The sequence below is a fragment of the Tessaracoccus yangjingae genome (assembly GCF_055326235.1).
The window spans coordinates 1-25,095 of the sequence record NZ_JBUZNN010000018.1 but is presented as its reverse complement, the minus strand read 5'-3'; the positions used below and the strand labels follow the sequence as shown (position 1 = coordinate 25,095).

The following is a 25,095-nucleotide window of genomic DNA, read 5'->3' as shown; positions in this document are numbered from 1 at the left end:
GCCAGGAAGTCGGGGCCCCTCGAAAGATCCGCGTTCGGCTCGGGGGGCCGTCGAGCGTCGTGGGGTTCCGCTCGGCTCTGGGCCACGTGCCAAGCAGCCACCGCTTCGCGGAGAATGGGTTCGGTCTCGGGGGCGGCTGGGTGCGCGACGTCGGTCTGAAGATCCCACCAGCCCAGGTCCTGCTCCCCGGCATCCTTCACGTACAGCCTGTCCTTGCCAAACCGGCGCCACCGCGTCACCCGCACACTCGACACCCTAGCGACCCGACGTCGTTCAGTGTCGAGGTGCGGCGTTCAGTCCGCGGGCAGAGCGCAGCCCGGGTCACCGACCAGGCCGCGTGCGTGGCCTCTGATGGGTGAGTGTATTTGGGTGGTGATCCTGGCCGCAGACGGCTCCGCTCACGCGGCTGCTGCGCTCCGCGGGGCGCCCATCTGCGCAGTCGGGAGTCAGGGCAGGCCCGCGCGGGTGAACTCCTGCTGCAGGCGCGGTCGGCGGCGGTGGGCCTCTCGCAGCTCGGCGATCAGGGCGTCGATGTTGGCCGCCTGGTCGGTGCCGGCGGTGAGGGTGCGTAGGTGGGCGAGTTTAGGGGCGGCGGCGCGGTAATTCTGGGCGTCGGCGTGCTCGAGGTGGGCTAGGACCTGCCGCCAGTAGAGGGGGACGACGGCGAGCGGGTCGACATGCTCGTACCGGTCGGCCAAGAACTCCCACAAGCCGGGATCGTCGAGGGTCAGGGACTGGGCGAGCTGCCACGCCAAGTCCACATCGTCGAGGTAGTGCAGCGCGAAGGAGACAGCCTCCCGCGGGTACGCCCGCAGCGCGGCCATCACGTGGTCGCTGTGCTGCTGCCAGGCGTCGCCCGCCGCGGTTAGCACGTCGTTGGCGTGGGTCGCGGTGGGCCACCGGTCGAACACCGACAGCCGTGCGGCGAGTTCCTCGTCGGGGCGATGCTCGCGGAGCAGGGCGCACCAACGCCGCGCCGCGTTCAGGGCTTGGTGTCCGCGGTCGAAGAAGGTGGCCTGGCGCGCCCAGTCGATGGCCACGTCGATCTCGCCGATCTCAGCGAGCGCTTCGGCGGTGTCCTCCAGCCAAGCGGCGACCTTCCGGTCGCGGGCATGGGTGGCGATGAGCGCTTCGATGTCCCGGTCCCACACGGCCAAGCGACGCGCGTTCCAGTCCAGCACGAACCGCGCGTGACGGCCTTCCGCATGCGCGTCCGGCAGCGTGGGGTTGGACACCCGCTGCTGCCAGTAGGCGCGCTCTTCCTCCTCAGTGGGCGCAGGGCCTACGCGGGTCGCGATCACGGCGAGCTTCGCCCGGTACAGGGCCAAGCCGCGGTCGCCGAGGGCGGGCGCGTAGGCGGCGGGGTCGATGGTGAAGGAGTCGACCACGCCGTCGAACTGGAAGCCGATCATCCACGCGACCAGCCGAGCCGGCGGGGGAGGGGCCGCGTTGGTGAGCTCGGAGTGCAGGACCAGCAGGTGCCTGATCGCGCCCCCGATGATGCCGCTTGAGTCATCAGCTCGGGCGATCACCCGCACAGCGCTCGACAACGCGCGCTGGGCGACCGGCAACACCTCGCCGGCCGGACGGGTCGCGGCAGCCTCGCGGAGCAGGGCGACCGCCTCGTGAACGTTGCGCCCGTAGCTGTTTGCGGCACCCCACCGGTGGAGATCGGCCCGCGTCCGGACCAGAGTCAGCACCTCGTCAGCCCACGCCGCCACGCCGTCACCCCCGGTTGTCTGGGACGCCGGCCAGTCTGTCACATCCATCCTGATCCGGTGCGCGGCGAACTCGTGACCTGCCGGTGTCCGTGGGGCCCTCGCGGCGCCCCGTACTCGCTGGCTGACTGAACCCACCCTGTCGCCGAGCCGGCTTGCGGTCCGCCGGCTGCTGGGACCGGTCCACGACCCTTGACCCTCCCGGGGGTGGCCTCCCAGGGGATGGCTACGAGGGCAGGAGTTCGTAGAGTGCCGACTCGACCCGGATCAACTCGGACTCCACGAGTTCGGTGAGCGGGCGAGACTCGATCTTGAGGCCCAGCTCAACGTTGTGGAGTTCGGCGCTGGCGGACTGGTTGGCACTGGTCACGATCAGGAACTGGTGATCGACGGCCACGAACTTGGCGTGGTTGCGGATCCGTTTGTCGTTCAGGACCCGGGTGTGGAAGACCTTCGCGCCCACCATCTGCTCAGTGACGTCGGCGAAGGTGGGTGTCCCGGGCCAGGTGGCGTGTGCGGTCGCGTCGTGGTCGAGGTAGAGCCGGACGCCGACGGTGCCGCGCCGGCACACCTCACCGAGGGCGTCCCACACCGCGGAGGACTTCTGGATGTTGAAGGTCGAGCACGTGACCGAAGTGCGGGCGGTCAGCACCAACTCGGCCAGCGATGACGTCAGTGACCCGTGCCCGGCGTGTGAGCCGGGCATGGTCCAGATCGGTGTGGTCGAACCGAGTCGTCGTGCGGCCCCCTCGATCGCCCGGAGCACGGGCACGAGTGCCGATTCGCCGACCAACCCCGTGGCTAGCAGGGTGGTCTTCACCTCGGGTCGTCGCCCGGCTGTGACCGCTTGCAGCGCCTGGGGCAGGGTCTGGCCGTCGGCGAGCCGTGTCGCGAGCTGGCCCGCCTCTGTAGAGGTGAGCAGGCGTCCCAGCGTGACGAACGGGTCGGTCATGGCGCCCGGAAGAACCCGAGGTCGGAGTGGGGCCCCGGCAGGCCGATGAGGAAGCGTCGGTCCAGGAATCGGTTTGACCGTTCGCAGGACGTTTCGGACGCCATGGCGCACGCGTGGCAGGCGGCGCCGTGCAGGAAATCTTCCTGGTGGTGGGGGGTGCGGTGCGAGCAGAGTGGGTCGGAGCTGCACCGCTGGGCGCCGCGCAGGGCGGAGCCGACCAGTTGCCGAAGGCGGGCGGGGTCGCTCAGCTGCACGAGTCCGCCGAGGGTTCCGTCGGAGTCCGACGAGGTTGTCAGCAGTAGCACGCCCGCGGCCGGCGGGCGCTCGTCGTGGGCCTGCCAGGCGTACAGCCGCTCGGCGATGCTGGCCGCACCGTACCCTGACGTTAAGGCCATCTCCCGGAACAGCACGTGCGCGAAGGTGTGCAGGAGCCAGTAGCGCGGTGGTGGCATCCGGGTGTCGGGGTCGACGACGACGGCCGACCCGGAGAGTCGGTTGGCGTAGTTGTTTCGGTGAGCTTGGAGGTGCGCGGCCCACAGGTCGGACGCCTCGACCTTGGTCTCCCAGGAGGCCACGGCCTTCTCGTCGAGCTGCAGGAAGATGCCCTCGCCCCGATTAAGGGTGGCTAGTGCCCACGTCGGCGGGCTAAGGGTCAGGGGTGCCTGCCGTTCGGGGACGTCGTCGATGCGGTCCCACTCGTCGATGCGGGTGAATCCGAGCAGTGCGGTGGCCTGGCGAAGCTTCTCCACGGCGAGCACCCTGCTGATCGCGGCGGGCAGGTGGGGGTCGAGGTCCCGGACGCTGACCGTCAACCCGCTGGCTTCGTCCTCGTGGTGAACGCCGCCGGTGCCGAGCTGCAGGTAGGTCCACTCGGGAACCATCAACTCCAGCGTGCTCCACTCCTTCGCGCCCGCCTCGGCGATGCCCACCTCTACCGGCGTCAACGCCGCGGTGACTGCGCTCGCCAGTGCCGCCTCACTCACGTCGGTCAGGTCGACCTTTCCCTCCGCCAAGTCACGGATCATCTCGGGGTCGTGGCCGTACTTGGCGAGCTTGTCACCCAGAGAGGCCTTGAGCCGGTCGGCGAGGTTCTGCTGCTTCTCGCCTTCGCCCATCGGCATCACGATGACGCTCTGGGTCATCGGGAACCACAGGTTCGACGCACCGACCAGCATCATGTGGACCGGGGCCGCGCAGCCGCCAGCGGCGAAGGCGTCCAGGTGGGGGTGGCGTCCGCGGCAGGCGGGCAGCTTGGCTTTGCCGGCCGGCCCCTGGGCTTCGTTCATGCCGCGGCTGTTCTGGCAGGACGCGCACACGATCCGGGCGGACGCGCCGCGTGCCAGCGTGTTCTCGGTCATCTTCAGCATGGGCGGGTCGGCCTGGGGGCACGCCCCACCGCCGTGCACCCACGCCGCGTAGGGAAACTCGTCGAGATGGCCGTGCTCGCAGGCGAGCAGGTAGCGAGCGGGCACGCAGGGGGAGCGCTTCTTGCCGCCGCCCTTGGCGCCCCGAGCCCGTCCCGGGCACCCCACATGCTCGAACTTCGCTTCGTCGGGTCGGTAGGGGTGGGTGTTGCTGTAGTCGAAGGTGCTGAGCGGGGCGAGCCGGTCGCACCCGGTGCACCGCAGCCACTGCGGGAAGACGATCGCCGGGACGCCCAGGTCGCGGCCCTCGTCGCTGAAGGACGTGGTTTCGGGCTGGTGCGGGAACGGTCGCAGCTCGGTGACCTGGCGACCCAGTTGGCGGCGCACGGCGTCCAACAGCTTGGGGGCATGGACGTGCGGGACGCCGTCGCGACGGGCCCAGATGCGGTCCCACGCGTCCAGGCCCGAGGGCATGACGGTGAACCGGGGGAGGTCCATGATCGCGCCGGGCCCGTAGGTGAACAGCAGCGAACTCGGACGACCCGAGCCCACCTTGGCGTAGTTCTTCTTCGCGCCGGTCGTCTTGAGTTTGTCGGCGTCGCCGAGAGGGTCGAGGGTGTTGCCTGCGGCGATGAGGTCGGCCATGTCAGTCCTCCTGGGGGTCAGGGAAGGCCCAGCCGGGCGCACTGGCGGGTGGGGCGAGGAACAGCTTCTTCGGGTCGGGTGAGACGAGCAGGTTGATTTCGGGCTGCACCTCGCGCATCGAGTTGGCGACGACGAAGGGGGCGCCTGCGAGTTGGTCGCTCGTGGTGGACGCCTCGGCGCCGATCATCAGCGGCGCCTCCCCGGCGCCCTTGATAGTGCGTTCGTAGACGAGCCGCTTCTGCTCGGCCGCCAGCGCGGTGCGGCGCTTCTTCCACGTGTCGACCCGATTGACCAGCCGGTCGCGCACGAGGTCGGCCGCATCCTCGTCGGATGCGGCGAGTGCCCGGGCCACGAGCCGGTCGACCAGCGCGTTGAGGAAGGCGGCCTCGGCGTCCACCCGGCCCGCGCCCTTCTCGGGGGAGAGGCCGGTGTCGCCAGCGTCTGCCGCGAGCACCCGGGTAGCGCTGACGAGGACACCTTCGAGGCCCCGATCTAGCGACGTGCGCGAGTATGGCGTCACCGACAGGGCCTCCACCGCCGAGTAGAAGGTCTCGTGGTAGTGCCGGAACTGCTCGAAGTGCGCCAGGTCGCGCGGGCGGGCCCAGTTGCCGAGGGTCACCACCAGGCCAGGGCGGTCCGCCGAGCGGCCGACGCGTGAAGACGCCTGGATGTACTCGGCGGTGTTCTTCGGCTGCCCGACGATCAACATCAGCCCCAGCCGCAGCACGTCGACGCCCACCTGCAGCATCGAGGTAGCCAGGACGGTGTCGAACGGCAGCCGGCCCCGTTCGGGCGTCGGCGTGCCCTGCTGGTGGGCGGCCAGCGCGGCGGCCTTGGCCCCGGTTGAGTCGGTTGCCGCTTCGAACGGCACGGCCATGCCGTCGAGGGTGTCGGTGATGCGGCTCGATGACACGCGGGCGGTCAGTTCGGCGCGATTGAGGTGGCCGTAATCCATGCCGCGACGGCGCGGCAGTTTCGACCATGGACGACCTCGCCCGAGCGCGGTCTCGACGTCGTCGGACAAGAAGCGGGTCATGCCGGCCAACTCGCGGGTGGCGTTGAAGTAGCCGACCATGGTCAGGTAGGCATCGGCGGCGTCCCCGTGCCGGTCGAGCAACTCCTGGCCGCCGGCCAGCAGCAGCTCGGCCAACCGGATCTCGGCGGCGGTGAGCCGGACGCCGGTGGCACACACACCGAGATAGCGGCGTCCGGGGGTGTCGCGGCTGATCGGTACCTCGGAGCTGAACCAGGTGTCGCCGGCATCCAGCACCTGTGGCGGGAAGATCGCCAGCCCGCGGCCGTACAGGGCCCGTACCTGGTCGGCGGCGCGACGCACCGTGGCCGACGAAGCGACGACGAGCGGGGTGACCCGCGCACCGCTGTCGGTGTCCCACGAGCACAGCGTGTCGATGGCCGCCTCGAACAGGCCGACCGTGGTGCCCAGGGCGCCGGTGATCAGGTGTAACTCGTCCTGGATGATGAGGTCGGGCGGGCGGAGGCGCCCGCAGGTGCGTTTGGACGCCGCGGGCAGGCCGCCCGCCGCGTTGTGCTTCGAGCCAGCCTTGATGGTGCAGCCCGTGTCGTCAGGGTGGACGTAGCCGTGCCGGTCGCAATATTGGGTGACGTGCCCGAACAGCGCGGCCGCCTGCCCTTCGCGGGCGAGCCGGGCGAACTTGTCGACGGTGGCGATGACGAACGCCGGGGTGAGCCGGTAGATCTCCTCATCGACGGTCAGCACCGGTAGCCCCTCGGGCACCTCGCCGGCAGAGCCGAAGGGGCAGTCGAAGTCGTCGCCACAGCGCACGTACACCCGGCCCGCGGTCGTGTCGATGCGGATGTTGCCGCGCGTGATCGGGGTGCCGCACCACGGGCACCGCCGGAACTGCAGCACCGTCAACCCGTGGTCATAACCCGAGTCGTTGGCGGCCGTCAGTTGCTCGCCGGCCTCCTTGACTCGCTTGGGCGAGACGTTCGAGCCGACCCACAGCCCGATCCGGAACGGTACCTGGCCCCACGTCGCCGGGTCGCGGCGCCGTTCGAGTTCGGCGGCACACACCATCGTGGTGGCCCGCTGGAACTGCTGGGCCGTCAGCAGCCGCAACGTGTAACGCATCAGCACGGCCAGCCCGTCGCCGCCGTCCAACGGCCCGGACGCCGACGCGACCACCCCCTGCCGGCGGCGGATCGCGAACGTGAACGCCGCCAAGCCGAGGTACGCCTCGGTCTTGCCGCCGCCGGTTGGGAAGAACAGCAACTCGGCGCGAGCCAGGCCTGGGTCGGAGCGGTACGGGTGGGTCAGGTCGCACAACGACGGTAGCTGCATCAGCACGAACGCGAGCTGGAACAGGCGCCAACTGTGCGCGGCCGCTCCCTTGGACGCGACCTGGGCGGCCGCGGCGTCGGCGGCCAGGTCGGCATCCTCGCCGCGCAGCCGGACGATCTCGGAGTGGTCGCGCTGATCGGCCATGACCCGGTTCATGAACCGGAAGCACCGCAGCGCCTCCTCGTCGCCGAGGAGGAAGTCGATCCCCTGGGTGAGCCGCTTCGCGGCTTTGCGGGCCTCGGTGACGGCGTCGTTGGCCTCGTCGCGCAGGTGGGCGGGCAGGGCGTCGGCGGCGGCCTGTTGGGCGTCCAGCCAGGCGCCGTAGCCGGTGGCGATCGGCGCGAGCCCGGCGCGCAGCTCCTCGACGGACGCCGTGGCCAGCGTCGCCATGTCGGTTACCACCCCCGGCTCGGCGTGGGCTCGGGTCTGGGGCGTCTCGGAGGTCGGCAACCACGTGGTGCGCACCTGGGTGGCGCGGCGGGAGCCCGCTTCGGCCGTCCAGTCCACCGAACAGGTGCGGCCGGTGGCGAACTCGAGCCGATCTCGGTACTGCAACCGCAACCGGTTCACCTCGTCGTCGTCGTGGAGCGGCACCTCCTCGGCGACCACGTCGGTGACCGGCAGGAACACCGGGCTATCGGCCTCCACGTGCAACTGGGTCTGGAACAGCGACTTACCGACGCCCACCCGGCCCCCGCCCGGGTCGGACTCGTTGCACAACGCCACCTCGAGGATGATCGCGGTCGGCGTGTCGAAACGATCGACACGCACGACGACGCCCTGGGGATCGGCATCCAGCGGGAAAGCGGCGCTCTGGCCCGGGGCGAGGTCGGCCAACGTCACGACGACCGAGCGATCCACCTGGGTCCGGACGAACTCGGTCGGGCTGCCCTTCGGGCCAGCCTCGTCGGTCGCGCGCTCGGCCTTGCGGGGCTGGTAACGGCCCCAACTGGCGCGGATCGTGACCCGCTCGGTGTCGGGTGCCACCTGGCAACGCAACCCCATGGACGCCGGAGTGATCGCCCCGCGCCGCACCGGCGCATCCTCGTCCGCATCCGGGTCGGGGGCGTTACCGTCCTCGACGTCCTCCTCGGGGGCGTCCGCGGCCCGCTCCGGTTCCGACTGGAGTTGCTGGGGATCAAGCCTCCCCACCAAGTACGCGACGTGCGGGCTCGTCGGCAGCACCTCTCCGTCGCCGTACAACGGACCCAACAACTCACGCTTCAGCAGGTTCGTCAGGTTCTCCCGGGCGGCCCACGCCGTGCCGTCCGGCAGCTCGGCCAACTCGTACGGGCCGGGTGGCGGCGAGCTCGTCGGTGTGGTGGTCACAGAAAGGCCTCCTGAACGATGGTCCCGTCACCCAGCCTTGGGTGCTTACGGGGGTGAGTCTGCGTCTCTCACCCTACTGGGGGAGCCCCTGCGTTCCGTGCTCCTGAGGGGCGTCATCCCGGGCAGACTCCTCTCGCCACAACAGCAATATCCTGCCCTCGTCGAAGCAGCGTCCCACAACGCCGCGGCGAATCCGCAGGCTCCGCAGTTGCGTCACGAGAATCGCTCGCTTCGCCGATTCATCATCACCGGCTCCTGCCCACGCGCCAAGCACGTTCGCATGGCCGAGCGGTTCGTCGCCACGTTCGGTGAGCAGTCGCTGGACGAGGTAGGAGTCGAGAGTGCTCCGGCTCATCGTCTGTCGGCATCGCGGACAGTACAAGACCGGTCGTCCTTGATTCGTGCCACGGCACATGTAGACGTCGCAGTCGTCACAGCACGCGACCCGCGCCAAGAACGGGCTCGTCGATTGGCGTTCACTACGCTTCCGGGCCTGCGGGCTCGTGCGCGAATCGAGCATGTGCTGGAGTGCAGCGAAGTCCTCGGTCGAGATGATGGCCAGCGATTCATTGACGACGGGCTCCCCCTTCTCATCGCGTACGACCGCGAACGGGTCCACACGCTTGGCGCTCTTGGCCCGGCCCGGATTGTGTGGCGTCATCCCCGCCAGGACCGGGTTCCGCAGCAGTCCGTCAACGGTCTGCCGGTTCCACCCGGGGTTCCTCGCCGCGTCCGGAGCGGTCTGCCGACACGGCAGAGGCGCCCCGTTGTTGGTCAGCCAGGTTGCGATCGCGTTGACGGTGCCACCTTCCAAGGCGATCTCGACGGCCTCACTGAGCCACGGCGATTGCACAGGGTCCTTGACCAGCACCTTTCCTGGGCCGCTGGGGTTGGCAATGGATCGGTAACCGTAGGGAATGCCGCCCCCAGGCCAGCGACCGTCCTTGAGAATCTGCTCGCGCGCCGCGCGTACGCGTGCCCTGATGGCCTCCGCCTCCATCTCGCCGAACACTGCCAGCATGACCGCAAAGGCACGGCCCTGCGGGCTCATCATGTCGATCGGATCCTCGACGGCGACGAGCCCAGCGCCGCGTGCTTGGAGGGTCTCATCCGCATGGAGGAAGTCCAGAACGCGCCTGGCCAGCCGGTCCACCTTCCAGATCACCACGGCATCGAAGTCGCCTGCCGCCAGGAGCGAACTCCAGCCTCGGCGCTCCTCCGGACGGTTGGCCGTCGCCGACACACCGTCGTCCACGAACTCGCCGACGACCGACCACCCTCTGGCCTCCGCATACTGACGGCAGGACTGGAGCTGGCGCGCGATGGATACTGACTCTTCCTTGGTGACGCTGAGTCGGGCGTACAAGACGCAACTGCGGGCTTGCTTGAAGTTGTTCATGTGGGCAAGCCCACGCTCCGTTGTAGCGCTCCGGGACCTCGCTCCTGCAGACGAAGGGCACGCTCGGGCTGATCGCCACGAACACCGTGGCCCAAGGCGACACCCGCGAGGTCGGGCTGGACGCGATGGTCGCCGACGGCTTCACCATCACCCGCGCGATCCAGAGTCGGTCATGGCCGGCGTCGAGTGCCAACCTGGAGTACGCCGCCGTGTGGGGTACGCGCGGAGCAGTCAGCGAGGACGTCCTGCGAGTCGCGGATGACATCCCTGTGCGACGCATCAGCACGTTGCTCGAACCCCGGGGCCGTGCCGAAGGCTCCCCGATCCGGTTGAGGGAGAACACGGGGATCGCTTTCCAGGGCTGCATCGTGCTAGGTATGGGCTTTGTCCTTGATGAGGCTGAAGCGCACGAGTGGATCGCCGCCGATCCACGCAATGATGAAGTGATCTTTCCCTACCTCAACGGGGAAGACCTCAACTCCCGACCTGACACGTCAGCATCGCGGTGGGTGATCGACTTCGACGACCGCTCCGAAGCTGAGGCTGCCACATTCGCACTGCCGTTCCAGCGGGTTCTCGATCGGGTTAAGCGTGAGCGTTCGACCAACGCGCGAAAGCCCCGACGCGACTACTGGTGGCAGTTCGCGGAGCGGGCGACGGGGATGCGCAACGCGATCGCATCGTTGCCTGAGGTGTTGGTCATCGCGCGTGTCAGCAAGACCGTCATGCCCCTTCGCGTCCGAACTGGTCAGGTCTTTCACGAGAAACTCGTGGTGTTCGCCACGGACTCGTTCTCCACACAGGCCATCTTGTCGTCGAGCATCCACCAGCTCTGGGCCATCAAGTACGGAACGACCATGCGAACGGATGCCACATATACGCCCGATCTCGTGTTCGGATCGCTTCCACGGCCGGATATGACAAACCGACTCGCTTCAGCTGGCCGGACTCTGCATGCTGAACGAACCGAAATCATGAAGCGGATGGGGCTTGGCCTCACGAGTCTCTACAACCGCGTCAACGACCCAGATGATCGTGGGAGCAGGGCTGTCGAGCGCCTGCGCGAGATCCATGTCGAGATCGACGAGGCTACGCTCGGCGCCTATGGCTGGAGCGACATCGTCTCGTCTCATGGCTTCCATACTTACCGCCAAACGCTGCGATGGACCGTAGAACCAGCGGCTCGAGTTGAGATCCTCGATCGCCTCCTGGAGGAGAACCTCCGCCGCGCATAGCATGCGCCGGGGTGAAGGGTCGGCCGGTGGCACTGAGTTCCTCGTTGCGGAGGGCGCCGTACTCGGCTGAACCGCGCTTCGCGGACCCCTTCGGGCACGGCTAGCTTTGAACAGCATGCCCTTCCCAAGCGGAGATGATGTGCTGGGCGAGCGATCTCATGTGGTGTCCGTGGCTGCATGGGCTCGCCGATGGTTCTCCTCGAGAAGCCGGTCGAGAAGCTCTGTCTGCGCTTGGGGCCTCACAGTCCAGCGCTCCATCTTCCGGTAACTGTGGAACCCGAACTCGAGGTCGAGGTCACCCCAGGAGTAGGCGTCGCGGACGGCCACTTCCAGCTTGCCGTGGATCGAGCGCAGGCGGGCGATATCGGCATCCATTGAGTCGGGGATACGGGGGTCATGCACCATGTTGTAGAGCTTCGTGACGCCCAGGTTCCGCCGAACCATGATTCCTCGGCGCTCGGAGTCGAGCGCTTCGCCAGCGGTTCGCAAGGCATCGGTGGTCGGCGGGAAAGGAAAGGTCTCGAAGACGTCCGACGGGGAGTAGTTGACGCGCGTTTCGAGCGTGGAGCCGTACTTCACGGCCCACAACCAGTGGGTAGCCGAGGAGAGCACCGCCTGGATGGCAAAGGAGTCAGTGGCAAAGACGCCGAGCTTGTGGCTGAAGACCTGGTCGCTGGGAACTCGGATGGGCATGACGGTCTTGCTGACAAGGCCGATGACCAAGACCTCAGACAAGTCCGCGATCGCCTTGCGGAGCGCGGGTCGCTTCTCTCCGTACTGCCACCACCGCTCGGGCAAAGGCTTGCGAAGCGCGTACTCACCATCTGGTTTCAAGCGCTGTCGCTCCGGTTTCACTCGATCGACGAGCCGGCGGTACGGGAGCGAATACGCGCGCGCTCGCTCCTCGGACCAGTCATTGAAGTCGACAACCCATCGGGAGGCAGATGCATCGGGTCGCTGGTTGAGATCCTCGCCGTTGAGGTACGGGAACAGCACCTCAGCGTTGCGGGCATCGGCGGCAATCCACTCCTGCGCTTCCTCTGGCTCGAGCACGAAGCCCATCCCCAGGACGATGCAGCCCTGGAAGGCGATACCCGCGTTCTCGGCGAGGCGCACGGGGTTGCCCTCAGCTCGGCCCTGTGCTTCAAGGAGGGTGCTCACTCGCCGAACCTCAACGTCATCGGCGTAGCGAGGCACTCCGTCGCGCACTCCGCCCAGTGTGCCCCAGACCGCTGCGTACTCGAGGTTGGCGCTAGCGGCTGGCCAGGAGCGGCTCTGGATCGCCCGCGTGATGGTAAACCCATCTGCCTCCATGGCGTCGAGCCCAACCTCGCGGGAGTCCCCCTGCGCGACCGTATTCGTAGCGATGAGCCCGAGCGTGCCCTTCGCCTGCAACAGCGACGTGGCACGGAGCAGGAAGTAGGCGGCCAGGTCTGCGCTTCCCCGGGCACCCCCAGCAAGCACGTTGACGAACCAGTCGCGGACATCGGTGCCCATGGCGCCAGTAATCTTCTGACCACCGAGGAATGGTGGGTTGCCGATGATGGCGTCGAAGCCGCCGCGAACGAAGACGTCGGGTAACTCGATGGCCCAGTGCAGGGGCTGCCAGCGTTCGTAGTCGGTCTGTACGGTGGGGGTCAGCCCGGCGTCGAGGATGGCGTCCAGCCTGTGCCGGTTACTCGCGCCCTCGGAGGGGTAGGCGTCGGTGGCGGCTGTGCGCAGATTCGCGTAGGCCTCGTCGAGCGTCTTGCCGGGCTTGCCTCCGAGTCGTAGCCCGGCGGCGATCACGCCGTCGGCGAGGTCGCGGAGTTGGGCGGTGACCTCGTGCAGCCGGTTCAGTTGGTCGCGTTTGGCGGCGGCGGAGCGTTGTGGGTCGTCGTTGTCGACTTCGCTGGCCAGGGCGGTCCGCAGTCGGACCGCCCTGGCGACGGCGGCGTCCACGTCGACGCTCGTACCGACCGCGGCCGACGTGACGTCGAACAGCGCTGGGGCGAGGGTGACTCGGCTGGGGTCGATGTGCAGGCGGCGCACCTGGTCGAGGTTCGTGATGCCCAGCAGGGAGTTGCCGACCAGCACCTTGTCGTCGACGAAGCTGAAGGGCTGTTTCGGGTCGAGGGAGACCAGCCAGAGCGACAGTTTGCACATCTCGATGGCCATGGGGTTGATGTCGGCGCCGTACAGGCAGTGGGCCACGACGTCGCGGATGGCCTTGGTTAGTTGGTGTTCAGGAGTCCCGAGGACCGAGCCGCGCTCGCGCCAAGCTTCGACGAGGCGGGCGCCGAGGTAGCGGGCGGCGGCGACGAGGAAGGCTCCCGAGCCGCAGGCGATGTCGGCGACGCGCAGGTCGAGGATGTCTTCGGCGGGCTTGAGCCGCCACTGGGTGCGGTCGGCGGTCTGGTAGGGGCCGGGTTCGTAGACGAGTGGTTCGAGGGCGTGCAGCACGACTTCTTCGGCCAGCGAGCGGGGCGTGTAGTGGGCGCCGGCGTTGCGGCGCGAGGGGGTCTCGATCACGATGAGGCCGCCGGGCAGCACCACGGTGGGCCTGTCGCGCAGGTCGCGGCGGATGATGCCAAGCCAGCCGCGCAATTCGGCGGTCATTTCGGCGTCGGCGGTCACGGTGCGGAGGGCGCGGTCGGCGTCCTCAAGGGTGTCGCCGGCGGCGAGGGCCTTGGTGAGTTGGGCGGCGGTGGGCAGTTCGGCGCTCGGCTGGTCGTTCTTGGCCCAGGCGACGATCGCGTCGGCAAGGTGGCGGTCGTCGCCGTGTTCGTCGGCGAGGTTGTTGAGGACGCCGAGCGGCACCTCGACCTCCGACCCGGGTTTGGTGGGTTTGCCGATCAGGCCCAGGATGGTCTGGGTGGCTCGGCGGCAGGTGTAGCCCAGCAGGCCTTCGTAGATGTAGCCGATCTGCTCGACGTCGATGTCGCGGAACGAGATGGGGCGGCGCCCCTCGCCCTTCACGTCCGCCATCTGGACCGAGTCCAGGACGTACAGCATGACGCGGTCGTCGACGGCCACGGTGAGTGCGCCGGTTTGGGTGAGCGTTGACAGGAACGAGAACCTGGTGGGGTCGAACAGCGAGCCGCCATAGGCGGGCAGACGCAGGTCCTCGAAGGAGGCACCGCCGAACAGGGCGCGTGAGGTGGCGAGCAGCCGGTGCCAGACCGCGGAGGTGGCGTCCAGGCCCTCAGGGGTTTCGGCCTCGGCGCGGCGCCGGAGGTCCTCGAGCTGTCCGGTCAGGCCGTAGCCGCCGGTGAACAGTTCGCCTGTGGGCAGCATGCCGCGCTCCTCGGCGAACAGCAGGAACACCACCCGCATCATCACCGTCACGGCGGCGTCGTAGATGGTGTCGGCGTCGTCGGGGAGCGGGTCGGGCTCGCCGCGGCGGACGGCCTCGGCTGCGGACTCCGAGAACGACTGCACGAGCAGCTCGACGGCCCGGCGCACCTGGGCGCCCAGGGCTTCGGTGATGTCCTCGGCTGCGGTCACCGACTTGGCGAACATGGCGGCCAGGCGGTCGCCCGGTTGGCCGCCCGCGAGGCGTCCGGGTGAGAGCAGCGCGGCGAGTGCGTCGCGGGCGGCAGGGTCGTTGACCCAGTCGAAAGCGTCCACGATGCCCGAGGCGGCGCTCACCTTGGGTTGGGCGCTGACCAGACCCCACCAGCGGCCGTCGGTGACGATCCCGACCGGGACGCCCGCGGCCCGCAGCATCAACTCGAACCGGTCGATGTTGTCGGACGCCCACCCGTCAGCCCCGATGATGCGCAGGCTGTCGACCGGGTCGACCACCCAGGTGAGGGCGGCCACGGCGTCCGCACGGCGGAAGGCGGCCGTGCTCGTCACCCGGACGGCGCCGGTCGGCGAGGCGACGGTGGTGCGGACGGCCTCGTCGGCCACGAGGTGGGCGCCCCAGCCGAAGGTGCGGCGCAGGACGTGGTCGACCCAGGTGTCGCGGGCTTCGCGGTAGCCGTCGAGGTCGAGGGTGCCGGAGTCGTGGGCGTCGTGGGCGGCCTCGAAGGCGGCCTTGGCCACCTTGAGGTCGGCGACAACGGTGGGGGCAAGTCCCTGGATCCCCTGGGGGAACACGCGGCGCAGCTCGGGTAGCGACAGGAAGGGGCCGTCGGCGTCCACGAGCGCGAGCCAGTTGCGGTGCTGCTCGGCGGCCGTGAGGGGGCGGGGGCGTCCGTGGACGGGGCGGCGTCCGGCGACACGGGGGCTCATCTTGCGACCTCCCAGGCCGCGGCGTCGGCGGGGGTGAGGGCGAACACGAGCGCGGCCGTCGACGTGTACGGCTGGACGTCCGTGTAGCGGGCCTCAATGGCTTCGCGTTCGCGGCGTTCTTCTGCGGCGAGCGAGTCGAGGCGGGTTTCCATGGCGCGCAGGTCTTTGGCGCGCTGCAGGCGCTGGTCGTCGGCGAGGGGAAGCATGGTGAGTTGGTCGTCCTCCTCGCGGCGCAGCCGACGGATCGAGTCGGTCAGGTTGCGGCGGAACGCCGCGAAGATGGCGCTGGCCCGGTCGAGGTCGGCGGTGCGGCGTCCGGCCAGCTTCTCGTCGACGCGTTTCTGGCGGGCGTCGGCGCGGCGTCCGATCGCTGTGGTGAGTCGCTCGTGCAGGCGGGAGCCGTCCGCGTTCCACAGGTCGGCGAGCTGTTCCCGGACCGCCTCCGACGCCGGGGTGTGCGTGCCGGCGTCGAGGGCCCGGTCGAGGAGGGCGAGCACCTTCTCCTCGGCTAGATCCTGGGCCTTCATGCGGATGCCGGTGACGAACACCTCCTCGTGCAGACGCAGGCCGCCCGCGCCGACCAGCACCAGCCGGGAGACCGCGGCCACACACGAGGCGTCCAGGTCGTCGACCACAACGGCAGTGACCCGGTTCACCTCGGAGCCGCCCTTGGTGAGCGCGTTGCGCAACAGGCGGGCCGACCGCTGCAGGAGCGGGTGACCCAGGTGGATGGCGACGATGTCGCTGCGGGTGCCGCCATCTGCGCTGACCAGGGCGCTTGGGTCGAAGGTGATGGGGCGCAGGCGTGCGGGATTCAGCCGGGTGGCCAGCCCGGTGAGCGCCGACTGCCACCGCTGGCTCAGCGCGGGCACCTGGAAGAACGCTGGGCCGGCGTCATCGGGACCCTTAGCCACTGGGAACTCGGGATCGTCGGTGGGGATCAGCTCGGGCTGGTGGGCCATGTCGAGCGCCTGCTCGACCACCCGTCGGGTGGCCTGCGGGGTGAGGTGCAGCTCGGTCAGCTTGTCGGCGTAGGAGCGGGAGAGCTCGTCGAGTTGCTTGTTGAGTTCCAGGCCGCCGGCGAGGGTCTTGTTGATGATCGTGGCGGCTCGGTCGTCGACGACTGTGGTGCGGCGCGGGTTGGGTGAGAACCGCTGTTGGATGTCGTGGTCGATCACCTGGTTCATCGAGCCCAGGTCGGACGCCGCCCGCCCCACCTTGCTGGCGATGCGGGCCAGGAAGTCCATGTCGGCGGTGTAGGTGGTTGAGGTTCTGTCGGGGACGAAGTGGAAGACTTCAGGCTTGTGCGTCTGCCCATAGCGGTCGATGCGGCCGATGCGCTGCTCGAGGCGGCCGGGGTTGAACGGGATGTCGAAGTTCACCAAGCGGTGGCAGTAGTGCTGCAGGTCGATGCCCTCGCCGGCCGAGTCGGTGGCGACCAGGACACGGACCGGTTCGTCGGCCGGATCGGCGGTGAACCGTTGCCGGATCAGCTCGCGTTCATCGGTGTCTGTGGCGCCCTGGATGACTGCCAGCCGGTCGCCGTAGCCGCGGGAGGCGAGCACGTCGACGATCCAGGTGAGGGTGTCGGCGTACTCGGTGAAGACGACGACCCGCTCGTTGCTCCACGTGCGACCGTCGGGGCGGCAGATGCCGTCGAGGAAGTGGATCAGGGCGGCCAGGCGCGCGTCGGGTCGGGCTTCGTAGCCCAGTCCCCAGTCGGCGAGCCGGTCGAGTTGCCCGGTGGCGGCCGCCGCCAGCGGGTTGGTGCCGCGGCGGGCCTGCAGGGCGGTGAACTCGGGGTGGTCGCCGGCGCCCTCCTCCTCGTCGCTGGCCTCGCTGCCCAGCACGTCGCGCAGCACCTCGTCGTCATCGTCGAACAAGCCAGCGGGCAAGGCTTGTCGGACGCCGGCGTCCGGCAGTGCCGCGAACGCTGCCAGCGTGCGGCCGAAGGAGACCGGGCTGGACAGGAACCTCTTCTTGAGGAGCATGCCGGACAGGTCGCCGCCGTGATCGCGGCCGTTGAGCTTCTTGCTCTTCCTCAGGAGGTCGTCGAGCTCAGCGAAGCGGTCCTGCTCGTCGTCGCTGGGGGTGAACGGGATCGGCTTGATCGTGCGGGTCTGGAAGTTCTTTGAGGTGATTTCAGACTTCAGTCGGCGGACGGTGACCTCGCGCAGGGCGGTCTCGTCGAGGTCGGCGCCGCGGCTGAAGCGCCGGTTGTCGATCATCTCGAGCAGGGCGGTGAATGACTCGCTGTGGCCGTTGTGCGGGGTGGCGCTGAGGAACAACCGGTGCTCGCACCGCTCCGCGAGCTCGCGGGTGTGGATGGTGCGTAGGCTGTCGACGGCATACCCGCGCGCCTGGCCGGTCCGCGAAGGGCTGGCCGGGGCCACATGGTGGGCCTCATCCACCACTAGCACATCGAACGCGTACCGCCGGGCCGTCCGCTCATCGTCGACGTCGGCGTAGATGTCACGCAGCAGACGCTGGGCGCGCGGCGACCGCAGCCAGGCCATCGACACGATCACGCGCGGGAACAGCCGGAACGGGTTCGCGTTCAGGCCGTGGCTGCGCCGCAGGTCGGACATGCGCTCGGAGTTCACGATCACGAAGTCCAGGCCGAACTTGTCGCGCATCTCGTCGGCCCACTTGACCGCCAGGCTTGGAGGGCAGAGCACCACAACGCTGCGGGCACGGTGCCGCAGCAGCAGCTCCTGGATCACTAGTCCGGCCTCGATCGTCTTGCCCAGGCCGACGTCGTCGGCCAACAGCAGGTTGGTGCGAGGGGCTGCGAGAGCGCGGCGGAGCGGCTCCAGCTGGTAGGCCTCGACGTTCGCGCCGGACCGGAACGGGGCCTGGTAGGACTTGTCGTCGGCCGACGTGACAGCGCCCCACCGCACGGCGTCCACGATCGCGCCAAGCCGGTCGGGATCGTCGAACCCGTTCGCGTTGATACGCGCTGGCAGGTCCTGATCGGGGGACAGGGCATGACCTACCTCGAGCTCCCAGATGACGCGCAGCTCCGCACCCAGGTTGTCCTCCCCGAGCGCCTGCAGGCTCACGACATGCTGCAGGGTGGCGCTGGCCTCGTCCGCCGGAGATCGAGAGAGACCCTGTCGGGCTACATCCGTCACCGCCCACGTCGCTCCACGCACATCGACTACAGCTCCCGGATGCGGGATGGGGGGCGTCGACAAGGCTCACTCCTTTGGGCTGGGTGCCTCTAGCCAACCATAGGGGGGTCGCGAGTCAGGACTGCTCGGCCGTCCGCAACGCCGCTGTCTTGGGCGGATGCGGAAGAAGCCCGTGGCACGCGCACCTCTCTCGGTAGCCCACGGAGACTCGCACGCAGTTTCCGGCTCCTCGTGCCTGTGTAGGGAGTTACAGAATTTCGAGCAGCCCTTGGAGAGGGCCCGGCCCACCGCCACCCCCGTGAACATGCCCATGCACCCTCCGGGTTGAACCTGGGCGGGGCCTGTCGGAGGGGTTCGCTAGCGTAGCCCCATGTCAACGCCGACGATAGACAAGCAGCACGAGGATCAGGCCCACTTCGATCTGGCGTGGGAGGCTCGTGAGGCTTCCCGTGCCAAGTTCGGGCGCCTGGGGGATGTGGCGGCCGGGCCGCAGGCCGGTTCGCGCCAGGTGGCCAACCAGGGCAGGAAGATGGCAGAGGCGCTGGGCGACTCAGATGAGGCGGTCGCTGTTGGGCGTATTGATGCACCTGGGGAAGTCGTGTACGTGGGGCGGCGCACCATCCTCGACTCCGAGATGGACCCGCTCGTCGTCAGTTGGGCCAGTCCCGACGCGCAGCCGTTCTACAAGGCGACAGCCGCCGATCCCCAGGGTCTGACTCGGAAGCGCAACTTCACCACCTCGAAGAACCGGATCATTTCGGTCGAGGATCTGGTCTTCAAGGATCTGGCTGAACGCCTTGAGCGGCTAGGAGATGGCGATCTGCACCATGTCGAGGTCACGGATGCGCTCCTGCAGGATTTGGAGCGCGATCGCAGCAACGAGATGCGCGACATCGTGCAGACTATCCATCAGTCGCAGTACCACATTATTGAGCGCCCGCTTGAGGATCTCCTCGTTGTGCAGGGAGGCCCCGGAACTGGCAAGACCGCCGTTGCGCTGCATCGCGTGGCCTGGCTCCTGTACAACTTCAGCGACATCCTGCCCGCCGATGGCGTTCTCGTCGTGAGTCCGAACAAGGCATTTACGGAGTACATCCGCAACGTGTTGCCTGCGCTCGGTGAGGGCGAGGTGGAGCATGCCGATCTGACCCGGCTGGGGCCCGTGCGCTCGTCGGGGCGCGTGGAGGCGTTCGAGACGACCCAACTCAAAGGAAGCGTGCGGATGGCCGACCTGCTGCACAGGGCTCTCTGGAACCGCGTCCGACCGCCGCAGGAACCCAGGATCTCGGTGGAGACCCGAACCGGGACTGTCCACATCTCGGCCGACGACGTTCGCCGGACGATCGATCGATGGAGAACGACAAGCGGACCATACGCGACGCGCCGTGCCGAGTTGAGGCAGATCCTCGGCGACCTAGTCCTGCGCCAGCCAGGAAGGCGCGCGGCGGATCCCGCGGTGCTCGAGCGGATAACGGAGCGGATCTGGCCGGCCCTCACGCCGCCCAGGCTGGTCCAAGAGCTGCTGGGATCCCGCCAGAGGCTGACAGAGGCAGCAGGTGACGACTTCACGGCGGGCGATATGAATCGGCTGTACCGGCAGGCCGCGTCCAATCTGGGTGCGGAAGAGTGGTCCGACGCCGATGTGGCTCTTGTTGATGAGGCTGATTGGCTGATGAATGGCCGCCGTTCGGGTGCTTCACACGTAGTCGTGGACGAGGCCCAGGACCTGTCCGCGATGCAGCTGCGGTCGATCGCCAGGCGATGCCCCACGGGCTCGTACACGATCGTCGGCGACCTGGCTCAGTCAACTGGGCCATGGGCTCGCGATTCCTGGGCCGACGTCTTTGCCGCACTGAAGACGCGAAGCAATGAACCGCGGCTCGAGACCCTCAAGTATGGGTACCGCGTCCCACGGCAGGTGTTCGAACTCGCCCGGCCACTGGTGCAGCACGCCGCCCCCGAGGTCGAACCCCCGATCGTTGTTCGCGACAGCCCGCGAGAACCGGTTGTCACGCCTTGTCATCCATTTGAGGTGACCGAGCATGCCATCCGTGAAGCTAAGGAGTACGCGGGCAACGGCCTGCTTGTCGGGGTCATCGCCCCGGATGCGCTGTTGGAGTCTCTCCGGCTCGCCTTCTCCGATGCTGGGGTCAACTACAAGTCGCCTGCTGACGGGCACTTGGGTACGTCGATCAACTTGATGAGTGCGGCACAGTCCAAGGGGCTCGAGTTCGACGCGACCGTTGTGGTGGAGCCGTCCGGGATCATCAGGGAGTCGGCTCATGGACTTCGCCTTCTCTACATCGCCCTGACCCGCACGACACGCTTCACCTCCGTCGTCTTCAGCGAGAACGTCTCGGAGATCGGCTTGTTGGTACTGCCGGGCGCGGATGAGTCCGCACGGTCGGAGCATTCCCTCTCGGAGGCGCCGCGAACTGCCAGCGAGACGTCCCGAGTGGTCCACGAGGCTGCGACCCAAACCGTCGCCCCTCGTGCCGAGCCCTCTCAGCCGAAGCGGAGCAGTCGTGCAGAACGAATCGTCGCGGAGGCTGCCGACGAGATTGCGGCCGACATCGAGACGACTCTTGCCAAGCCCCTTCACGCGTCGTTCATACAGGCCCTGGCTGACAGACTCGGAGTCGAGTGCTTGGTCGACGACTGACTAACCTCGACCAACCTTGGCTAGGCGAGGCTCCGTCAGCAGCAACCTCGTTGCGTCTGCCGCTTCGCGGGGGCCGTTCCTCCCTTGGAGCAGGAGGAGTCGTTGCGTTCGTCCGCGCGGACGTCCTTCAGTGTCGGCGAAACGTCCGGGAGACTTGGCCAGGGGGTGATCTAGGGTCTGCGCGGTCCTGTGGCAACGTCGCTGGCGCCGTCTACCATTCAGCGTAAGAAATTGGGGGCTGTTGATCCTGACACGCGATCTTCCCCGGCGGAAGATGAACTCATGAACGATCTAAGATCCCCCCGCGCCTTCCGCGTCACGTTCAAGTACCCGGGCAAGTACGCGGTCACCATGACCGGATTCGCCAGCGATCGCCGTGAGGCGCGGGCCTTGTTCCGAGAGTTCGTCGAACTCCGCGCCGACCTGCCGCCAGCTTTGCTCGACAGCGGTGCCCTTGCCCAGCCGACTCTCCAAACGGTGACTCCGATCCCGGCTGACGAGGTGTTGCCCGGTGCGGCAGGCTCGTGGATCGAACTGCCCGACGGTTCACAGCGGGAGCTTCAACGGCGTCCTTTCAGACACGAGGACAGTGTTGAGGGCCAACTGCGTTGCAGCCCGATTGCGGTAGTCACGGGCATGTAGATGTCTGGGCGCGAGCCGGGTGGGCGTTACGATGCCGGAGGGCTGACATGGGGTCACCCTGGTCTGAATGGGTTGGTCGAACGACATGCACGCGAAGGAACAGACACTCAAGCAGCTTCTTGAGGGGGAGAAGCAGTATGTGGTCCCGCTGTACCAGCGCACCTACGCGTGGCAGCGGCAACAACTGCAGCAGCTGTGGAGTGATCTGATGCTGCAGGCCGACGCGTTGGAGGCCGAAGTGCCGGCTCCGGGTCACTTCCTGGGGTCATTGGTGCTCGCCCCGACGAGGGCGGTGGTCGGCGGGCCGTCTCGATGGTTGGTCGTTGATGGTCAGCAGCGCCTGACCAGCCTCAGCTTGGCGCTGAGCGCGCTGCGTGACCATGTCCGGCCCGAGGATCCCAAGACAGCGGATCGGATTCAGCGACAGTTCCTGATCAACGAGTATCAGGATGGCTATGACCGCCTGAAGGTCCTACCCACGCAGGACGACCGCGCCGCCTTCGAGGCAGTGGTGACCGGTGACGCAGGGGACGCCACCGGCAACATCGGCGACGCCTACCGCGTGTTTCGGGAGCTGCTGGTGGCCGCTGATGATCCCGACGACGACGTCGACATGCATAGGGTCGAGCAGTCTCTGGTGGGGCGGCTTGATCTGGTGGCGATCACTACAGACGCCGACGACAACGTTCACCGGATCTTCCAGTCCCTCAACAACACCGGGATGCAGCTCACCCAGGGTGACTTGCTGCGCAACCACTACTTCATGCTGTTGCCCACCCGGGCCGACGGCGTGTACACCCACGTGTGGCGGCCCATGGAGAAGAAGCTCGGGGTCGGCAACTTGGAGACCTTGGCCTACGTCGACCTGCTGCTGGAGGGCTTTGAGCGGGCCAGCCGCGGTGACACCTACCGTCTCCAGGCGGAGCGGATCCGCCAGTTCGAGACGGACCAGGAGGCGGTGGAGGCTGACATCCTGCGGCTGGCTCGACGTGCGGATGCTCTTGCGCCGGTCCTGGACCCAGACCATGCGCCTATCGGCCGTCTGCGGGATGGACTGTTGCGGCTGCGCAGCTGGGGCACCGAGGCGACCCAGGTCGTCATGCTCGCTGCCGTCGAGCGGCTTCACGCAGGGTCTGCCAGCGAGGACCAAGTCGTGACCGCCGCCACGCTGTGCGAGTCGTATCTCGTGCGCCGGATGCTTTCTGGTCGCACGGGAGCTGGAGTCAACAGGATCCTGGCCGAGGCGGCCCGCGCGATGCTCACCGCAGACGACATGGTGGGATCGCTTCGCTCCTACCTGTCGGGTCCTCGGCGAGGCTGGCCCAGCGACGACCAGTTGCGCTCCGACATCCTGACCCGCAACTTCTACTGGGCCGGCAAAGCCAGCCAACGGATGTTCGTTCTGCGTCGACTCGAAGAGTCGTTCAACCACAAGGAGCAGATCGACTGGGCAGCGTCCCAACCCCAGATCGAGCACGTCTTGCCACAAACTCTGACACCCGAATGGGAGGCGGGCCTACTCGATCCAGACGACCCAGCTCTGGCTCCCGCGGATGTTCACTCTCAGTGGGTGCATCGACTCGGCAACCTGACGCTCACCTCGTACAACCCGGAGCTGTCGAACGCGCCTTACCCGAAGAAGCGTCTCCTCTACCGAAACAGCCACTTCGACATGACGCGGCACATCGCCGAGGCACAGACGTGGGGACCGGCCCAGATCAAGGCTCGCGCCGCTGCGCTCGCTGATCGCGCCATCGGGATCTGGCCGGGCCCGGTCGGGACACGCGCCGAGGTCCAGGACCCTTGGCGGACAGTGCGCCAACTGCTGGTGGCCATCCCCGAGGGCACGTGGACCACCTATGGCGACATCGGTACTGTCACCGGGCATCATCCTGTCGCGCTGGGTCAGTTCCTCGGCGGATCGCCGCTGCCGAACGCCTGGCGAGTCTTGACATCCTCGGGCAAGATCTCGCCCGGCTTCCACTGGACCGACGACCGGACCGAGTCCCCGCACGCGGTCTTGGAAGCCGAGGGGGTCCGGATCGACAGCCAGGGAGTCGCCGATGCCGCCCAACGCTTGCGCCCGGCTGACCTGGCAGCGCTACTCGGTATCGACGTCGATAGCGATGTGCCAGCGCCAACTTCGTCAGAAGCGCACCCAGAGGTCACGGAGAGCTTCTGGCGGTCAGTGCGCCTGCTGCGGGACCAGTCCGTCGTCGATGGACTCTCACAGCTGGTATCCCACTGGGCGTCGCTTGGAGGAACAGTCGAGTACGGCATCGATCCCCAACTGGTGCTCTACCCCATGCTCCGCACCGTCCCCAAGGACCCCTGGCCGCTCGGCGTGTACCCCGATGGCGGCGGCACCATCGAGGTCCCCTTCCAGTGGATGAAGATCCGACCACCGTTCGACGACACGAGCGTGCGCGAACAGATGCGGACCATGCTCAACCAGATCCCCGGCATCGAGATCCCCGCCGCGCGTCTGGGGCTCAGGCCACGGTTCAGGCTCGACGTCCTCCAGGACCCCCGAGCCGTCGAGGGGCTCAAGGAGATTCTGTCCTGGTTCGTCTCCACTGCGATGGAAGCCGCGGCCACGAACCTGCAGGAACCCCTCCCCTGACCCGATGCACATCCTGTTTTGCCGTCGCCTGCGAGGTGCGAGTTCGTCGCGAGCAAGTGCCTCGGGGCTCAGCGCCGGCATGACGACGGCAAGCTGGTCGGGGCTCATCGCGCCAGCGGCCATGGCCAGCTGGTCAGCCGTCATCGCGTTGAGCAGCCACGCGATGCCGCTGCTTGGGGGTGACGCTGCGTCCGGCACCCAGCCTGCCAACTCACTGCCCCGCAGCATCACAGGCCAGCCCTCACGTGGGTCGAGCACGGCGTAGGCCCCCTGAACGGCGGGGAGGCGGTGGCCCATGTACTGCTCGACTGCCAGCTCACTCATCCCAGCGCTGAGCAGGATGCGGTGTGCCCTGTGTGTGAGGTCGTCCAGACGTAGGCCGGGCATCCCGGGCTCTCCGGCCCTATCCGACAGACTCGTGTGAGACGCCCGAGTTGATCGGAACCTAGCTGGGGCGGGGACAGGAGAATGGATCCCGCCAGCACCCTGACTGCCGGAGTTGGTGGCTCCTTAGTGGGTCGTGGGGTGGGTCGATATCCACCGAGGCGCCTATCGCTGACGCGAAGATTGGCGCCGCGTCGGTTCTTCAGGTGCGGAAGATGATGCTCCTATGGATGTCAAGCGGCGTTGAGGTATTCGCGGTAGGCGTTCGCGAGTGGGATGTTGAGGCGGGTGCCGCGTTCGAGTTCGCTGATGCGTGCGGGGACGGTTCCGAGGTGTTCGGCGGCCTGGGTGAGGGTGAGCCCTCGCAGGTGTCGGAGGGGACGGAGGTCGTCGATGCGTGGTGCGGGTGCGGGGTGGACGAGGAGGTGCCAGGCCTCGCGGGCGATGGCGCGTTTGAGGCAGCGCAG

Annotated in this window: 12 protein-coding genes; 4 read left to right on the top strand and 8 right to left on the bottom strand. The window is 68.0% G+C overall.

Features of this window, described 5'->3' with window-relative positions; translation table 11 throughout:
- Positions 1-446 precede the first annotated feature (446 nt).
- The 5 genes from ACZK5D_RS16105 to ACZK5D_RS16085 form a co-directional block, all read right to left on the bottom strand.
- Positions 447-1,763: a DUF6880 family protein gene (locus ACZK5D_RS16105; protein WP_463666038.1), complete on the bottom strand. Its 1,317-nt coding sequence runs from the start codon at positions 1,761-1,763 to the stop codon at positions 447-449.
- Positions 1,764-1,944: 181 nt separating this feature from the next.
- On the bottom strand, positions 1,945-2,670 hold the full coding sequence (gene drmC / locus ACZK5D_RS16100; RefSeq protein WP_463666037.1) for a DISARM system phospholipase D-like protein DrmC: 726 nt from the start codon (positions 2,668-2,670) through the stop codon (positions 1,945-1,947).
- Positions 2,667-4,679: a DrmB family protein gene (drmB, locus tag ACZK5D_RS16095; protein ID WP_463666036.1), complete on the bottom strand. Its 2,013-nt coding sequence runs from the start codon at positions 4,677-4,679 to the stop codon at positions 2,667-2,669. The genes drmC and drmB overlap by 4 nt, the downstream gene beginning before the upstream one ends.
- 1 nt (position 4,680) lies before the next feature.
- A complete protein-coding gene (gene drmA, locus ACZK5D_RS16090) occupies positions 4,681-8,331 on the bottom strand; it encodes a DISARM system helicase DrmA (protein WP_463666035.1) in 3,651 nt (1,216 codons plus the stop codon).
- A gap of 73 nt (positions 8,332-8,404) precedes the next feature.
- Positions 8,405-9,730, bottom strand: a complete 1,326-nt coding sequence (locus ACZK5D_RS16085) for a recombinase family protein (protein WP_463666034.1) — start codon at positions 9,728-9,730, stop codon at positions 8,405-8,407.
- 86 nt (positions 9,731-9,816) lie between these two features.
- Between ACZK5D_RS16085 and ACZK5D_RS16080 the strand changes: the two genes are divergently transcribed.
- Positions 9,817-10,965, top strand: coding sequence for a type IIL restriction-modification enzyme MmeI (locus ACZK5D_RS16080; protein WP_463666033.1), 1,149 nt, complete (start codon positions 9,817-9,819; stop codon positions 10,963-10,965).
- 156 nt (positions 10,966-11,121) lie between these two features.
- Here the strand turns inward: ACZK5D_RS16080 and ACZK5D_RS16075 are convergent, their stop codons facing one another.
- The gene (locus ACZK5D_RS16075; RefSeq protein WP_463666032.1) at positions 11,122-15,183 is read right to left on the bottom strand and encodes an Eco57I restriction-modification methylase domain-containing protein; all 4,062 of its coding nucleotides are present in this window, start codon (positions 15,181-15,183) and stop codon (positions 11,122-11,124) included.
- Entirely contained in the window at positions 15,180-18,380 is a 3,201-nt protein-coding gene (gene drmD / locus ACZK5D_RS16070) for a DISARM system SNF2-like helicase DrmD (protein WP_463666031.1), read from the bottom strand. The genes ACZK5D_RS16075 and drmD overlap by 4 nt, the downstream gene beginning before the upstream one ends.
- Before the next feature lie 307 nt (positions 18,381-18,687).
- Between drmD and ACZK5D_RS16065 the strand changes: the two genes are divergently transcribed.
- From ACZK5D_RS16065 to ACZK5D_RS16055, 3 genes are all read left to right on the top strand, one after another.
- Positions 18,688-20,979, top strand: coding sequence for a HelD family protein (locus ACZK5D_RS16065; RefSeq protein ID WP_463666030.1), 2,292 nt, complete (start codon positions 18,688-18,690; stop codon positions 20,977-20,979).
- A 282-nt stretch (positions 20,980-21,261) separates the two neighbouring features.
- Positions 21,262-21,621 (top strand): hypothetical protein, encoded by a 360-nt coding sequence (locus ACZK5D_RS16060; protein WP_463666029.1) that lies wholly within the window; start codon positions 21,262-21,264, stop codon positions 21,619-21,621.
- Positions 21,622-21,688: 67 nt separating this feature from the next.
- The gene (locus tag ACZK5D_RS16055; protein WP_463666028.1) at positions 21,689-24,244 is read left to right on the top strand and encodes a GmrSD restriction endonuclease domain-containing protein; all 2,556 of its coding nucleotides are present in this window, start codon (positions 21,689-21,691) and stop codon (positions 24,242-24,244) included.
- A gap of 617 nt (positions 24,245-24,861) precedes the next feature.
- Here ACZK5D_RS16055 and ACZK5D_RS16050 read toward each other — a convergent pair.
- Positions 24,862-25,095, bottom strand: a 234-nt coding sequence (locus tag ACZK5D_RS16050; RefSeq protein ID WP_463666027.1) for a helix-turn-helix domain-containing protein, incomplete at its 5' end; no start/stop codon positions are given.